Below are 15,455 nucleotides of genomic sequence, written 5' to 3'. Positions count from 1 at the left end.
TCAGTATGTTCTTGCATACAAAAGAAAAACATCTCTCAGGTCTCATCAGGATCATTCTGACGGGCGTATTGACCAGCACAGCATTCAGTGCGGTGGCCGCGCTATCCGATAGCGACAATAAAACGCAGGCAGCCAATAAAGAGCAGACCACCTCTGCCACCCAGGCTGCGACGGCGGCTAAGCTGGAGGATAACAATCCGGGCGAGCAGATGACGGTGATTTCTGCGCCCATCGATACCAAGGCAGGAAGTCGCGTCACGCTGGATGCCAGTGAGCTACAGAAAAATGGCGGCAACGATTTCGGTACTATCATGCGCTATCAGCCGCTGGTCAGCGCCACCAGCGCCAGCTCGGGTTCCGGTAACGGTAAGAGCGGGTTCGACCGCTCCGGCTACACCGGCTATAACATCCGCGGCCTGGAAAGCAACCGCGTCGCCATCGACGTGGACGGCATTCCGTTGCCCAACGCGACCGCGCGAAGCTATGCAGGACGCGCCGGTTTGAATACGTTCGGGATCGGCCGTGACTATATCGACCCGTACATGTACGGTTTGGTGACCATCGATCAGGGGGCGACAAGCGTCGAGCGCGCCAATACCGCCATCGGCGGCGCGGTTTCTTTCCGTCCTAAATCGCCGGACCAATATCTGTCGCCGTCGAAACACACTTATTTCGGCTATCAGAGCGATTATGACTCGTCCAACCGCAGTTGGCACAATGGCATCACGGCGGCGGGCGGCGATGAGACGTTGCGGGGCATCGTCGTGATCAGCCGTCGCGACGGTCAGGAAACTCAGAACAACAGCGGCGTGATTTCCGCTTATCCGATGAATTGGCACTCTACGTCTGTGATGACCTCAGGGATCTGGCAGGCGAACGAACAGAACCGTTTCACCGGCACGCTGGAGTACTACACCAAGACGTCCCACTCCAACTACGACTCATGGGATGCCACGGGAAATTCAATTTTAGGCAACGCGCAGCAGGACAGCGATACCCGTCGCTGGAGCGGCAGCCTGCGTCATAACTGGACGGCGGCCTCGGTGGATTCATGGATAGACGCTATCGACTCGCGCATCTATTACCAGAATACTCAAACCCAAGATGAAACCTACATGCCGTTGACCGCCCGCAGCATGTACACGGTGAATTCGGACTACAAGGTTGATACCTACGGCGCCGAGACCACCATGATGAAAACCTGGGGTATGCATCAGTTCAGCTGGGGGTTCAATGCCCAGCAATCCAATACCAAACGGCCATTCACTCAGGATCCGGCTCAGACCACGTACTACGCCATCATGCAGCCGGAAGCGGACAGCCGTACGGATACGCTGGGCGGCTTCGTTCAGGACCGTATGGAGATGGATATCGCTGACAGAACGCTGGCGATCACGCCTGGAGTGCGTGTCGCCTATCAGCGGACGAAACCTCAGAACCTGAGCAGTCTGGCCGCTAATAGTTCGGCAATTACGACGGAAGATGTCGAGAAGCTTTACGGCACCTTCAGTGATACTCAGGTCTTGCCGTCTTTGAGTCTTGAGTATGCGCTGACGCCCCGTCTGACCAGCTACATTCAGTACAAGCGCGGCGCACAGTTCCCGGATGCCAGCCAGCTGTACGGATCGTGGGGGCTGGGTTCTTCCTATGCAGGCGCGTCGCAGTATGCGTTGATCGGCAACAACGAGCTGAAAACGGAGACCAGCAACAACTATGAGCTGGGATTAAAAGGGGAAATGACCGAAGGGGTGACTTTCCGCTCAGCGCTGTTCTACAACACGTATAAGAACTTTATCGCCTACACGCGTTATACCCGGGCTAATAACCCTGATAAGTTCTCGAACGTGCCGTCGAATATCAATATTGCCTATCAGTCGGAAAACCGCGACAAAGCCTTCATTTACGGCGCGGAGTTCAGTAGTAAAGTACAGTGGGGAACGTGGTTCGACGCGCTGCAGGGGCTGAGCACCACGCTGGGGGTCGGTTATAGCGAAGGGCAGTCCAAGTCCAGCTACTCCGGTGACAAATATGTCGACCTTGATAGCGTGGCGCCTTTGAAAGCCGTCGTGGGATTGGGCTGGGATGCGCCGGATAACCTCTATGGCGCGGCGCTGACAGCGACGTTCCAGAAAGGCAAGCAGGCCACGGCGACCAACCGTGAGACATACACCAACACGGGAACCACCATCACCGACTCCACCACCGAGTACATGCGCGTTCCAGGCTATGGTTTGGTGGATCTGACCGCCTACTGGCGCGTCACGCCGACTGTCAAACTCAGTGGCGGCGTGTATAACCTGACCGATCGCAAATATTGGGATTATTTGAGCAGCCGTCAGCTGACCAGCACCAACAATCAGGACGCGTATGACCAGCAGCTTGCGGTCATGCCCGGCAGAACCTTCCAACTGGGCATCAACGTGGATTTCTAAACGCATTGAGCCGTTGGTGTCCCGGTCAGCGGACACAGACTGAAGTTCGGTCCCGACCCCGGCGAAAGCCGGGGTTTTTCTTTGACGGAATAACAGGCCGCCATCCGTGACGAAAGTGAAGTCCGCCGACGGGAGGTGGGAGAGAAAAAGATGGTCTGTGGGGGAGGTAAACGAGGGGCCGCTGGCGGCTCCTCGCTGATGATTAAAGAGGTGAATTAGCGGAATGGCGGTTCGTCGAATGTACGCAGCTTGCGGGAATGCAGTTGGTCGACTTCCGAACGCAGCAGATCGACCGCGCAGATGCCGATTTGCAGGTGCTCGGAAATCGCGCCTTCATAAAAGCGGTTGGCTTGTCCGGGCAACTTGATCTCGCCGTGCAGCGGCTTGTCGGATACGCAAAGCAGGGTGCCGTAAGGCACGCGAAAGCGGTAACCCTGTGCGGCGATGGTCGCGCTTTCCATATCCACCGCGACGGCGCGACTCAGGTTGAAGCGGCGGGCCGAGACGGAGTAGCGCAGTTCCCAGTTACGGTCGTCCGTCGTGACGACGGTTCCGGTACGCAGGCGTTGTTTCACCTTTTCACCCGGCATGCCGCTCACCGTCTTGGTGGCGTCATACAGCGCTCGCTGCACTTCGGCGATGCTGGGGATCGGAATGTCCGGCGGCAGCACGGAGTCGAGCACGTGGTCGTCCCGCAAGTAGGCGTGAGCCAGCACGTAATCACCGATGGACTGGCTTTCGCGCAGACCGCCGCAGTGGCCGATCATCAGCCACGCATGCGGACGTAAGACGGCCAGATGATCGCAGATGGTTTTCGCGTTGGACGGCCCGACGCCGATATTCACCAGCGTAATCCCGCGTCCTTGGCGAGACAGCAGATGATAAGCGGGCATCTGGTGATTTTTCCAGGCCAGATCGGAACCCGCCTGCTCGGGATTACGGGTCTCCGCCGTGGTGTAGCTGCCGCCCGCGCAGGACAGTGCATAGTAAGGGCTGTTTTCATCCGCGATTTGTTCGCAGGACCAGCGCACAAACTCATCCACATAGCGGGTGTAGTTAGTGAATAAGACGAAAGGCTGGAAGTGCTCGACCGGCGTGCCGGTGTAGTGCCGAAGGCGGGCCAGCGAAAAGTCGGTTCTCAGCGCATCGAAGTGGGAGAGCGGGAAGTATTCTTTGGACTGATGAAACAGACCGTCAGCCGTTTCATCGCCAATCTGCGCCAGTTCGGTGGTGGGGAAATACTGCGCCAGCCCGGCGCTCATTGAGCGGTTTAGCCCCAGATTTGCGCCGTCGATAACGTACGGATAGGGAATTTCCTGCTGTGAAGGCACGACTTCTATCACCGCGTCATAGTCGTTTTCCAGAATCTCCAACTGCTCGGACAGATAGCCGCGTAGCAGCGCTGGGCGGGTAATAGTCGTGCTGTAACAGCCGCCGTGGGTCAGTCGGCCATAGGCACGGGTTTTGTTCTCAGAGGGCGCGCGTCCGTTCCAGCTGACGCGCAGCTCGGGATATACAAACAGACCTTTGGCGCGCGCCGAGGCGTCCGGCAACGTGCCTTCATCGATAAAAGCGCTAATGGCGGCGCGCAGCGAGGCGACCGCTTCGTCATACAGGGTTTCCAGCTTATCGAGCGCTTTAGTGGCCGTGAGGCCGGCAGCGGATGCTTTACTCATCTTTTCTCCTTGGGGTGCCGGACGCAGCGGTGTCCGGTGAAATACGGTGCCGTCATCGTAACGGCAGGTCACGCAGCGCTATGTCTTAAACTATGCTAATCCTGATGTAGTGAGTTTACACGAGGATGGGCGTCTCTTGTATGCGCACCCGACTTGAGGCCTGAATCCACGGCTTTCGCCGCGGAATAGCGTGCCATCGTCGTGAGTTGGTACACAATAACGGCGCGATTTAGTAGGATGTGCCCGCATGAACGCCCTCAGGCGATTCATGTTTTCAGGAAAACGTATGCCTTATAAATCTTTTGTTTCGTTCACACCTCGCGGATTGCGTCGTCTCTTAGGGAAAAACAATCCTTCAGCTCCAGGAAAAACCATGATTGGTTTTCTGGTCGTGAGTTTCATCGTATTAGCCACAACTAACGGCTGGAACTTCTGGCAGTCCTATCATCGGCAGGTATTGGAAGTGGAGCAGGATGTCATCAATCTATCGGTGATATTGTCGCGTCAGGCTGAGGATACTTTTCTGCCGATAGAACTGGCCATTATCGACACTATGCGTGAGATCCACGGTGATATTAATTCGCTGAGTTCTGAAAAGATCACCGCCGTGCTCGAATCTCACCGTGTACTGCTCCCGCAAATCATCGGCCTTTATCTCTTCGACGAGAAAGGCAACCTGATTGCCTCAACCGGGCAAGGCTCCCGCTTTGTATATAACGTGTCCAAGCGTAGCTACTTCATCTGGAACAAGAACAGCACCAGCGAAGATCTATTCATCGGCCAGCCGCGCATCAGCGTGATCTCAGGGAGATACGTGATTCCGGTATCGAAGCGAATTAACGGCAAAAACGGCGAGTTTAAAGGCATCTTTCTGGCCTCGGTCGACCCTGGCTATTTCGGGCGTTTCTACAGCTATTTCAGCCTGAATTATGACTCGATTCTGTCTTTACTGAACGTCGACGGTTCCCCCCTGTACGTTTATCCGGACGAGCAGAAAACGCTGATCGAAAAATACTCGACGGGCGTATTGGCGGAGAAGGCGTTGAAAAGCAGAACCGTTGGCGTGGGCACCTGGCATACACCGTTTGACGGTCAGATGCGCGTTGTGGGTTACGTCAAACTCAAAAGATATCCGCTTATCGCGGCGGCCAGCGTCAATAAAAATGAGCTGCAGCGGCGCTGGGTAGCGGACAATATAGCCGCGATAGCCGTCAACTTTTTGGTTTTGGTTTCACTGGTGTTACTGGGCACTTTTGTCCTTAAACAGATCCGCATTACGGTACGTAATAAAGAGATGCTTTCCATGATGCATCGGGAAGTGGAAGACCAGAATCAGGTGCTACAGGAGTTGGCGTTGGTCGATCCGCTGACCCAGTTGGCGAACCGCCGACGGTTCGATCTCTATCTGGAACAATGTCTGACTACAGCGCAAGTTGAGAGCGGCGACGTGGCGCTCGCCATGATCGATGTCGACTTTTTCAAACGCTATAATGATACCTATGGTCACATAGAAGGCGACCGCTGTCTGGCTGAAATCGGCCTCATCCTTCGTTCGCTCTCGCTGCCTCCCGGCGCTCAGCCCGCCCGGTACGGCGGGGAGGAATTTTCAATCATTTTGCCGGGACTTACCAGCAGGCAGGCGGAGGTGGTAGGCAACGAGATGGTTGAGGCGATGAGATTGCGCGCCATCGAGCATCGAGGCTCTCAGCTGCCGCAAAAGATTGTTACGGTCAGTGTCGGCGTTTATTCCTACATGTCCAAACACCCTTGTGATGCCCAGCGACTGAAGGAAGGCGCGGATCAGGCTCTGTATCTGGCGAAGAAAAAAGGGCGCAATCAATGCATTCGGCTTTAGTATTATTCGATGTGTGGGATCTGTTTTGTGTGAAATATCGACCATTTAACATCCCTGACTGAAAAGACATTATTTTAGTTGGGTGGTAATCCATGAAAGTTATCGAGTGCGGCACATATTTTGTCGCACTTTTTTATTATTTCTTTAATCTATCCTGATTCGATGACATCTCCACGCATCATGGAATTTACTGGTTGGTTATCCTGCTCATGGTGCCAATATTAGATGCATATGCCATTAGTTAGTGTATTGGCGTGATAAACAGTTTTGTTTTAAAGGGTTGTTAAAGATTTAAACAACCTAGTCGATAGGGCCTAAGAATACTGATAATAACCAAGGATTATTAAATGTACGAACGAATTAAGATTCGAAACGGCCTCTACGGCGTTATCGCTATATTCTTTATATTACTATCCACCCTGTGTGTATTTAGTCTCTATTCTTCTATCCAGAGCAATAGTTCAATTCAAAAAATGGATACCATTCAGGGCGACCAGGTTATCCCACTGGCTTCGACCTACGCGGATCTCCTGAGTGCACGACTCCTGGCAATGAATATTGCTCTATTCCTCGATAAAAAAGAGAATGTGGATATCGTTGCTCCCTATACAAAAAGACTTAATGCGTACGTCGACAAAGCCAAACTGACGATGACGGACTTGCGTAAAACGCGGGCGCTGACACCAGAAGGGCGCAAACTCCGTGCGGACCTGGACGCGGCATTCGATGACTACATCTCTACCGCTATCGATCCGTTAGTGGTCACGCTGAATCAGGGCAACGTCGCTCAGTTTTATGGTCAGATTGAACCGCTGGCAGCGGAGAAAGGTGAGGTATTTCGTCAGAAGCTGATGAACTTTATCGACTTCGCCCAGAACGTGGGCAATGGGGAAATCACGCACGCAGAAAGCTTCTATAAAACCACCTTAACGATTCTTATCGCTGCGTTCGTCGTCGTCCTGTTGTTGAGCATATGTTCGATTCAGTTTATTCGTACGGTGGTGCTGTCGCCGGTGGAACGCGTCCGCCGCTATTTCGGTATGATGGAAAGCGGTTCTCTGGCGCTGGATATCCCGCCGCAGCACGACACTGAAATGGGTAAACTGCTCCAGTCGCTGAAAGACATGCAGGAAGCCTTCCGTCGAATTGTTGCCGATGTGCGTGACTCTTCGGCGGCCGTGGCCTCCGGGGCGCAGCAGATTTCTGCGGCAAACCGCGATTTCTCTTCCCGTACGGAAGAGCAGGCGGCATCGGTTGAAGAGACCGCCGCAAGCATGGAACAGCTGACATCGTCCGTTCATGAAAACTCGGCGAATACTCAACGCGCTATGGCGTTGACCGCAACTGTGGCTGAACTGGCGGAAAAAAATGCCAGCAACTTCGGCAAGCTCATCGCTCGTATCGACGGTATCGCCACCAGCTCAAATAAGATTAACGACATCATCTCCATCATGGACGGCATCTCGTTCCAGACCAACATTCTGGCCCTGAACGCCGCTGTGGAGGCCGCGCGTGCTGGCGAAGCGGGTAAAGGTTTTGCCGTGGTGGCCGCCGAAGTGCGTAGTCTGGCGCAGCGCAGCGCCGGTTCAGCGCGAGAAATCAAAACGCTGATTGAAGAGACGTCGAACGAAGTCTCGCTGGGCTCGAAAGTCGCATCCGATTCGTCCACCGACATGAATCTGCTGGTTGGCGAGATCAGGAAGGTTAACGAGTTTATGCAGGAAATTTCCTTGGCGTCTTCCGAGCAGGCGAAAGGTATCGAACAGGTTAATGTGGCCATCACCCAGTTGGAGCAAGTCGCGCAGCAGAATGCGGCGTTGGTTGAAGAGTCTGCCTCCGCCAGCGCATCCCTGAATGACCAGGCGGTCAACCTGGATGAAACCATGGCGTTCTTCAAGCTGGAACGTCCTGCGGCCACGCTGGGTCATCACACTTTGGATCGTTAGGTTAAGCTTATCCCCCCGATTTGAATGACGTTGAGGGACGCTTTCGTTAGCGTGATCACCAAGCCCGCCGACATTGTCGGCGGGCTTTCTTGTTTTACATGTCAATGCGTTCAGTGCTCAATAGACCTGGCGGCGGGGAATTTGAGGTGAGGTATGGAGCGCACGGTGGTCAACGCTACGCCCAGCAAGACGAGCGTGGTCGCAGTCAGATGATACAGGTATAGCTGTTCCTGAAGGAATATCGAGGACAGGATAAATGCGTACACCGGCACCATATACATGGAGGTGCTGGCGCGCGCTGCGCCAAGCAAGTTAACAATGCGCGAGTAGACGCTGTAGGCGGCGACGCCGGCGACCAGCGCCAGAAACAGAACGGCATACAGCAGATGCGCCGAGAGTTTCGGCGTTGCACTTGTCATTCGCCATTCCAGCGGCAGAAATGGCAGCAGAATGACCGAACTACCGATAGCGATAATCCACAGCAGCACAAAGGCCGACACGGCAATCGGTCGCTGACGCAGTAGCGCCGTATAGCCGGCCCAGGCCGTCGACGCGATAAAAGCAGTCATGTCGCCCTGATTGAACTCGAACCGGAGGAGGTGAGTGATATCCCCTTCGAAAACCACCACGCAAATTCCGAGAAAAGCGATGCTTGCGCCGATGAAGAAATTGGCGTGCAGCGGGATGCGCCATACGACGCGCTCAATAACCGAAACCATGATCGGAGAGAGTGAAAACAAAAGAGCGATATGGCCCGCGCTGGTGTGATGCGCCGCGGCATATTGCGGTGTGACGCTGAGCACCCCGCCCAGCAAGACGAGCAGCGCCACGTCTTTCCCGCGACGACGTAGCGTCGGCGCGGCCCGGCGCAAGGGTGAGAGAATAAATGGGAAGATCACGATGGCAGCGAAGAGCCATCTCGCGAAAGCCAGCGTCAGCGGAGGGAGTTCGGGGCTGATCCAGCGCGCGACCACCATATTGCCGGAGAACAGTAGCGGAGCCAGCAGGAAGAGTCCTGGAACAAATAACAGCGATGTTTTATTCATCATCTATCCCTCCTATCGCCTGCGAGCATCGTTCTGAAAAAGTGGAGCGCGATATTCCGTTGTAACGATAAATTCGCGCCTGAAGGCAAGCCCAGGGTTTGCCGCGCGGGCCTGAAGAGAGTCAGCCAGTGGACGAGCTAACCGGTTATGTCAGTATAGAGGGGCTTTTCGCTAAACTTTTCCTGATTTTTTCTTTCTTTGTGCACTAATTCGGTAAATATTGATGGGGATAATTAAAATTTCAGCATGCCTATGCTGAGGCGAGGAATCGATGGCGAACAAAGACAAAACGCTGGATATGACCGATAAGCGAATCTTATCGGCATTGCGACGTAACGGCCGCCTGACGGTGGCGGAATTGGCCGAAGAAGTCGGGCTTTCTTCGTCGCCCTGCTGGACGCGTCTTAAACGCCTGGAGTCGACAAAAGCGATCGAAGGATATGTGGCAGTCATCAATGCCAGGGCGGTGGGGGCCTCGGAGGTCTTTTTTATCGAGATCACGCTGGAGCATCATGATGATCGCATGCTGGAACAATTCGGCCAGGCGTTGATGGACATGCCCGAAGTGCTGGAAGCGCATTTGGTGACGGGGGATTACGACTATCTGGTAAAAATTGTGGTGGCCGATGCCGAGCACTACGAGCGGTTTCTGCGCCAGAAGCTTTACCGCGTCAAAGGGATCCGACACACTCGCTCGACGTTTGCGTTGCGCACGCTGAAAAGAGAGATATCCGTGGACCCCTTATTATTGCCCTCGGCAACGTCGTCGTAATCGTGACAACGCGAAAGGGCAGCGGTATGGCCGCCCTTTCCGATGAGCACAAATTAGTTGAACAGGAGTCCGCCGTCGATCAGCGGTGCCTGCCCGGTCATGTAGTCGGAGTCAGGGCTTGCGAGGAAGGAAACAAACGCCGCCACATCCTCGGGCGTTTCCGCCCGGCCCAACGCGATGCCGTCGACATATTTCTTGTAGGTTGCGCCAATCGGCGCTCCGGTTTCTTCAGCCATACGCTTGTCGATTTCGATCCACATATCCGTGCCCACGACGCCGGGGCAATATGCATTGACGGTGATGCCGAAGCTGGCTAACTCCTTGGCGGCGGCCTGGGTCAGCGCACGTACGCTGAATTTGGTCGCTGAATAGACGCCGAGCAGGGCGAATCCTTCGTGACCGGCGATGGAAGAGGCATTGATAATTTTACCTTTCTGCTTACGCGCCTTAAATTTCGTTGCGGCCGCCTGAATTCCCCACAGCGTGCCTTGCACGTTGATCTGGAAAATTCTCTCCACGTCCTCTTTGGTGACGCTGAGCAAATTTTTCGTCTGACTGATGCCGGCGTTATTGACGATGATATCGAAGCCGTTCAGCTCTTTCTCTGCGAAATCTACGGCGGCGAACACCTCCTCGCGCACGCTGATATCGGCCTTGAAGGTCGTGGCCTGACGCCCCAATGCGCGGATCTCTTCCGCGACGGATTTGATTTTGTCATCCTTGACATCGACCAATGCGATATCCGCGCCGTCTTTCGCCAGACGCAGTGCAATCCCACGACCAATACCTTGTCCGGCGCCGGTGACCAGCGCGACTTTTCCTGATAAAGACATAATCAACTCCTTCGGATGAAATAATTCGGCTACTGTAAGTTTAGACGCATATCATCACCTCTCGTTGTTTTTGTATTTTATTGTTTTTCAACGATTTTACCTGGAGTCCTCTTTTTGCTGAGATTTCGTGCTGTCATGTGGGGGGGGGGCGAAATAATGCACTGGTATGATTCTATTCCAGGGTGAAATGGAGGATGTTTGAGGGCATTGTTCGCTCTAGGAAGCGCAACCAGAAAAGTGCGACAGGCCTCACTGAATTTGTTTAAGCGCTGTTTCATCGTTTGGCGCGCGGAGCCAGCGCTTACCGTTAATATAAGGGGGCGCGCCACAGTGCAAGCACATTACGATGGCTGATCATCATAAGAAGCATCATGGCATTGCCACCGCTCCCTGGTTCGGGCCGGGCAGCATATCCAAAAATCACCACAAGGTGATGTTAGTGACGCCGATCATACCCACTTCAGCCACGGCCCCGCGACGGATTCGCGCCTGAATGTTCATGCAGACCCACAATCCAGGAAAAGGCGCCACACCGGCTTGATGACGGGAGGCGGCCAGCCTTTACAAGGTTGGACCTCAGCGGTACAGTAATGACAATTAGCAAAAACAAACTGTACGGTTCAGTTTTGCGCCGATTTTTTCGCTGTCAAGAACATGGCGATATGCCAATGTCGTTATTGCAGGTAAGACAATGAAAGTACGGACTCAGGCCCGTCGTGAATCTATCGTCAGCGCCGCGGCCCAACTCTTTCAAGAGATGGGGTACGAGCGCGCATCGATGAATGAACTGGCAAAGCGCCTAGGCGGCTCGAAAGCCACGCTCTACAGCTACTTTCCTTCGAAAGAGGCGTTGTTCATCGCGGTAGTGCGTGCTCACGCGACGATGCATTTGTCAGACGCTGTTGCCGAGCTGGCGGAGAGAATCGAAACGGGCGTCACCTTTCATGACACGTTGATGCGATTCGGTGAACGCATGCTGGCGGTACTCACTAACGACCGCAGCGCGCTGGCCGTCTATCGTATGGTGGTGGCGGAAGCAGGGCGATCGAACATCGGTATGTTGTTTTACGAATCTGGTCCCAGCGAGTGTTTGGATGTGCTGTCCACTGTGATGGCGACCGCAATGGAACAAGGCGAGTTGCATCAGGATGATCCCCATCTCCGCGCGCTACAGTTCCTGGCGTTAGTCACGGCTGAAACGGAGATTCGCATTTTCCAATGTGACCCTGAACCATTCAGCACCGAGGAAATTCGTGAGCTGACGCGACGGGCGGTCGATATGTTTCTGATGGGGGCAGGTCTCCGCTAGCCGCATCATTTGCTGATGGGCCACTTTACTGCCGAGATTCATTATCACCCTGTTGAATCCCGGCCATTTTTATTGTCGCCTTTACCTACCGTATTAATCACGAATGAAATATCTTGACGCTATTCAGTCTTCGATAAAACCGACCTTGCTATAAAGATATAGGCCGTTCCGCCGTTATTCTATTTCTGTGACCGAAATCGGCATTTACGTTAATCCATGAACCTGAACTCAATAACGTTCTCTTTGGCAATGGTATGTTAAGAAATGGTAGAAAGACTATGGTAATATCAGTCGCCGGATTTTCACTAGTGACGGTTATCATTCTGACACCGGGGCAATACCCGATTGCTTTCACGCTCACGTCATCAATGGCATTGTCTTTGTTTATATTGATTCTCGTTAAGACATAATGTGGAGAAGGAACGTGCGTCTACTCCATATTATTTCTGTTCATCGAATGTGAGCAGCGCTATGAAATAAAAATAACAGGTCGATTTAGGAAATGAGACGTGACATGCGTTGAGCCACTCCGGAGTGGAACTCAATGTATGAAATATTTTTACCATTATTTCCTCATCTATAAAAATAAAAAGCGTTGATGCTTTCAATGCGATGCAGGCGTCTTTACCCGAAAGTAAAAAAGAGGAAATCCCGAAGGGTTCCTAGTAATGATTGGATTTAAGTCGAACTGTGGAGTAAGGCTATTGTTATCCTGAAGAAAAGTTAAGCATTAGCGTAAAGATAGGAAGATACTGGGAATGATTTATCCATCACTCACTTATTCCGTTGATTGGGATGCGTTCCACAAAAGGAGGTTGCGTGTCTGAACTGTCATAAAATAACTACCACAATGTTATTATAAATAGATGCAATATAAGACAAAAGATAAGACATCTTAAATAAAAAGAGAATCCGACTTTTAAATCCATAGTAATTAGGGGGTCGTTTACAAGTATTTAACAGGAATAGGGGAATGATAAGCTCCTATCAGAATTTGTTCTTATTTTGAAATCTATATCGCCTGAACATCATGAGCAGGGCTGACATGATGCGCTGATGGGCATCATGCTTTACGGGGCGGCAGACGGACATGTTGGTGGGGGCATGAGTAGCGCTGAATTCAGTGATGGCGGTACTCGAGGGGTAATTTTAGAGAGAGGTTCGGCGTTTGAAATAGGTCTTAAAGCAGGAGAGGTGAAATTCTGTATTGTTAAGAAAATTCTTGGTAAGGGGTAATTTCTGAAAAAATTCTGAAATAATGTGACCGATGTTCATTCTTTTTATTCGGTGTTATACTTCTTAAAAATCCTAAACGAGAGATATAAATTTATGGCATCGCCAGTTTTATGCTAATGGCGATTTACGGCTAGTTGTGACTAAAGTTGGAGGTAATAAAGAAACAATGGATTATGTGTTTTTTCTCGAAGATGAAATAATAACTTATTCGCTTCAAAAAATAATTCGTAGTAAGATTATGACCACAGCCGACATGAGCTATGTCGCTACGGATGTGAGTGATTTGATGCGATATCCCAATAAAGAGGTCAGTAAGGTTTTTTTTATCGGAACGTCAAATGAATGTCCGATAACTGCATCTCTTGTCGACGTGATAAAGTTTATCAACAAGGAAAATAGAATTATTCTCTTTAAAAACAACGCATCGTGCTATAACTTAAATTATCAGAAATGCGACTCGGTTATCGGACTGAAAAGTCCCATTGCTGAGATAGTCTCTTCGATAAAGAATGCCACTCAATCACCACTCTATTTTAACACTGAGCCTAAACCAAGGAGACTGTCATCCAGGGAAATGTTTGTACTTGAGCAACTTGCTACAGGTAAGTCGAATAAAGAAGTTTCTACTATGCTGTGCCTGAGTGAGAAAACTATCAGCAGTCATAAGAAAAATATTCTTAGAAAACTTAACGCAAAAAATATTATTGAAGCCGTAAATCGCATATAAACAAATCATCTTCATATTGTATACACACTCAGAACATTATTTCAAAATAGCTGTTTTATTTTTTAATTTAAAAAACTTTTCATTATATTAAATGGTTTTCCCCGTTAACACTGGGTGAAATTCTTTTCTATACCCTGAAGGAAAACAAAATTCTATTCACTGAGATAATATTTTGACATCAACGCTATGAATTCATGCTGTTTTCGAATGCGATGAATATGTTAAAAATAATTAGTCAAAGGGAATACGGCACGGACTCCCCATGCTTATTGTTACTAATTGTATCTTTACGTAAGTGATTGGCGGAGTGATGTAATAACCCGTGATTAAGGTAAAAAATACCGAGCATAGAGGGGGCTATGCTCTATCCCGGTCGTCTCCAACTTCCTCATTTGGCAGACGGACGTTGACGCCTTTTCTATCCTCCCCCGACAGGATGATCCTCTCGCCTTGTTCTGATACTTTCCTTTTTTCCACTTCTACTGTTATTGCCGGCGCGACCATAGCAATATCTACCTCGGCGACCTGATGAAGCTGTACCTGAATCGATCCATCTTCATTGAAGGTTGAATGCGGCAAAACGCCGTGAGCCAGTGAACGATTGAAACCCCCTATTCATAAAACGGTTATGGCTATCCGCTACCACAGTGAATTTCCCTTTACGTAAGAGTGTATGCCATCTTCATGGCTCAACATCGTCGACTATTCCATTATTCGCGGTATGCTGGACACGGCGGCGGCGTGCTGACAGAAAGCTTTTCGTCAACGCCACGTGTAACACGCGGGCTGTAAAATCATCAGCGCTATTCCCCACATAAAAGATAAACACGGAGACTGTAACAGTGAAGAAAATGACCTCCCTACTTCTGGCAGGATGCCTGTTCACTCTGGGGTCCGCCTGGGCGGAACAGACCACGTTGCGTTTTGGGTTGGAAGCCTTGTATCCGCCGTTTGAATATAAAACGCCGGAGGGCGAACTGGCGGGTTTTGACGTGGATCTGGGCAATGCGGTTTGCGATGCCGCCAAAGTTCAATGCACCTGGACCGAAGCCTCCTTCGACGGCCTGATACCGGCACTGCAGGCGCGTAAATTCGACGTGATTAACTCGGCCATGAATGTGACCGAAAAACGACGTCAGGCGATTGATTTTACCGATGTGATTTACCACATTCCCAGCTTGCTGATCGCCCGTGCGGACAGCGGACTGTTGCCGACGGTCCAGTCGCTGCGCGGAAAACAGGTCGGGGTATTGCAGTCCTCTGTGCAGGAAAGCTACGCCAATGCGCACTGGGCGCCAAAAGGCGTGAACGTGGTCTCTTATCAGGACCAGGATCAGGTTTATCAAGATCTGGAGTCCGGTCGTCTGGATGCCACACTGGTGATGGCAGCGGCAGGGCAGAGCGGTTTCTTGTCGCAGCCAATGGGCAAAGGCTTTGCCTTTGTGGGCGGCGCAGTGGAAGACGAAAGCATTCTGGGTCGCGGCATCGCCTTCGGCCTGCGCAAAGGCGATGACGCTCTTCGTCAGCGTTTAAATACGGCGATTGCTGAAGTGAAAGCCAAAGGCACCATTAACGACTTGTCTAAAAAATACTTTGGCGGACTGGACGTCACCGCCAAGTAGC

11 protein-coding genes are annotated in these 15,455 nt (G+C 51.7%); 8 read left to right on the top strand and 3 right to left on the bottom strand.

The features are described 5' to 3' along the window. Positions 1-5: 5 nt before the first annotated feature. On the top strand, positions 6-2,432 hold the full coding sequence (locus BLU64_RS00820; RefSeq protein ID WP_074727685.1) for a TonB-dependent receptor domain-containing protein: 2,427 nt from the start codon (positions 6-8) through the stop codon (positions 2,430-2,432). Positions 2,433-2,647: 215 nt separating this feature from the next. Here the strand turns inward: BLU64_RS00820 and BLU64_RS00815 are convergent, their stop codons facing one another. Continuing rightward, positions 2,648-4,108, bottom strand: a complete 1,461-nt coding sequence (locus BLU64_RS00815) for an AMP nucleosidase (protein ID WP_074727683.1) — start codon at positions 4,106-4,108, stop codon at positions 2,648-2,650. A gap of 373 nt (positions 4,109-4,481) precedes the next feature. Between BLU64_RS00815 and BLU64_RS00810 the strand changes: the two genes are divergently transcribed. Further along, positions 4,482-5,963: a sensor domain-containing diguanylate cyclase gene (locus BLU64_RS00810; protein ID WP_162174223.1), complete on the top strand. Its 1,482-nt coding sequence runs from the start codon at positions 4,482-4,484 to the stop codon at positions 5,961-5,963. Positions 5,964-6,310: 347 nt separating this feature from the next. Continuing rightward, a complete protein-coding gene (locus BLU64_RS00805; protein ID WP_026743127.1) occupies positions 6,311-7,909 on the top strand; it encodes a methyl-accepting chemotaxis protein in 1,599 nt (532 codons plus the stop codon). 110 nt (positions 7,910-8,019) lie between these two features. On the opposite strand, the gene BLU64_RS00800 is transcribed toward BLU64_RS00805, so the two are convergent. Continuing rightward, the gene (locus tag BLU64_RS00800) at positions 8,020-8,958 is read right to left on the bottom strand and encodes a DMT family transporter (RefSeq protein ID WP_051625540.1); all 939 of its coding nucleotides are present in this window, start codon (positions 8,956-8,958) and stop codon (positions 8,020-8,022) included. A 268-nt stretch (positions 8,959-9,226) separates the two neighbouring features. Between BLU64_RS00800 and BLU64_RS00795 the strand changes: the two genes are divergently transcribed. Continuing rightward, positions 9,227-9,727, top strand: coding sequence for an Lrp/AsnC family transcriptional regulator (locus tag BLU64_RS00795; RefSeq protein WP_026743125.1), 501 nt, complete (start codon positions 9,227-9,229; stop codon positions 9,725-9,727). Between the two features lie 53 nt (positions 9,728-9,780). Here BLU64_RS00795 and BLU64_RS00790 read toward each other — a convergent pair whose 3' ends face one another. Continuing rightward, on the bottom strand, positions 9,781-10,560 hold the full coding sequence (locus BLU64_RS00790) for an acetoin reductase (protein WP_026743124.1): 780 nt from the start codon (positions 10,558-10,560) through the stop codon (positions 9,781-9,783). Positions 10,561-11,251: 691 nt separating this feature from the next. Between BLU64_RS00790 and BLU64_RS00785 the strand changes: the two genes are divergently transcribed. The 4 genes from BLU64_RS00785 (at position 11,252) to BLU64_RS00770 (ending at position 15,454) form a co-directional block, all read left to right on the top strand. After that, entirely contained in the window at positions 11,252-11,869 is a 618-nt protein-coding gene (locus BLU64_RS00785; RefSeq protein WP_026743123.1) for a TetR/AcrR family transcriptional regulator, read from the top strand. A 1,056-nt stretch (positions 11,870-12,925) separates the two neighbouring features. Beyond that, positions 12,926-13,105: a hypothetical protein gene (locus BLU64_RS00780; RefSeq protein WP_026743122.1), complete on the top strand. Its 180-nt coding sequence runs from the start codon at positions 12,926-12,928 to the stop codon at positions 13,103-13,105. Positions 13,106-13,241: 136 nt separating this feature from the next. Next, a complete protein-coding gene (locus BLU64_RS00775) occupies positions 13,242-13,832 on the top strand; it encodes a helix-turn-helix domain-containing protein (protein WP_139171452.1) in 591 nt (196 codons plus the stop codon). An 842-nt stretch (positions 13,833-14,674) separates the two neighbouring features. After that, complete coding sequence (locus tag BLU64_RS00770; RefSeq protein WP_026743120.1) at positions 14,675-15,454, top strand: ABC transporter substrate-binding protein; 780 nt, start codon at positions 14,675-14,677, stop codon at positions 15,452-15,454. Position 15,455 lies beyond the last annotated feature (1 nt).

Origin of the sequence: Lonsdalea quercina (assembly GCF_900107885.1) — a bacterium.
GTDB classification, from domain to species: domain Bacteria; phylum Pseudomonadota; class Gammaproteobacteria; order Enterobacterales; family Enterobacteriaceae; genus Lonsdalea; species Lonsdalea quercina.
This window is presented reverse-complemented; position numbering and strand designations above follow the sequence as displayed.

Coding starts and splice junctions, on each gene's coding strand:
- BLU64_RS00790 (WP_026743124.1), bottom strand. CDS start 10,560: ATGTCTTTATCAGGAAAAGTCGCGCTGGTCACCGGCGCCGGACAAGGT.
- BLU64_RS00785 (WP_026743123.1), top strand. CDS start 11,252: ATGAAAGTACGGACTCAGGCCCGTCGTGAATCTATCGTCAGCGCCGCG.
- BLU64_RS00795 (WP_026743125.1), top strand. CDS start 9,227: ATGGCGAACAAAGACAAAACGCTGGATATGACCGATAAGCGAATCTTA.
- BLU64_RS00800 (WP_051625540.1), bottom strand. CDS start 8,958: ATGATGAATAAAACATCGCTGTTATTTGTTCCAGGACTCTTCCTGCTG.
- BLU64_RS00805 (WP_026743127.1), top strand. CDS start 6,311: ATGTACGAACGAATTAAGATTCGAAACGGCCTCTACGGCGTTATCGCT.
- BLU64_RS00815 (WP_074727683.1), bottom strand. CDS start 4,108: ATGAGTAAAGCATCCGCTGCCGGCCTCACGGCCACTAAAGCGCTCGAT.
- BLU64_RS00820 (WP_074727685.1), top strand. CDS start 6: ATGTTCTTGCATACAAAAGAAAAACATCTCTCAGGTCTCATCAGGATC.
- BLU64_RS00810 (WP_162174223.1), top strand. CDS start 4,482: ATGATTGGTTTTCTGGTCGTGAGTTTCATCGTATTAGCCACAACTAAC.
- BLU64_RS00780 (WP_026743122.1), top strand. CDS start 12,926: ATGGGCATCATGCTTTACGGGGCGGCAGACGGACATGTTGGTGGGGGC.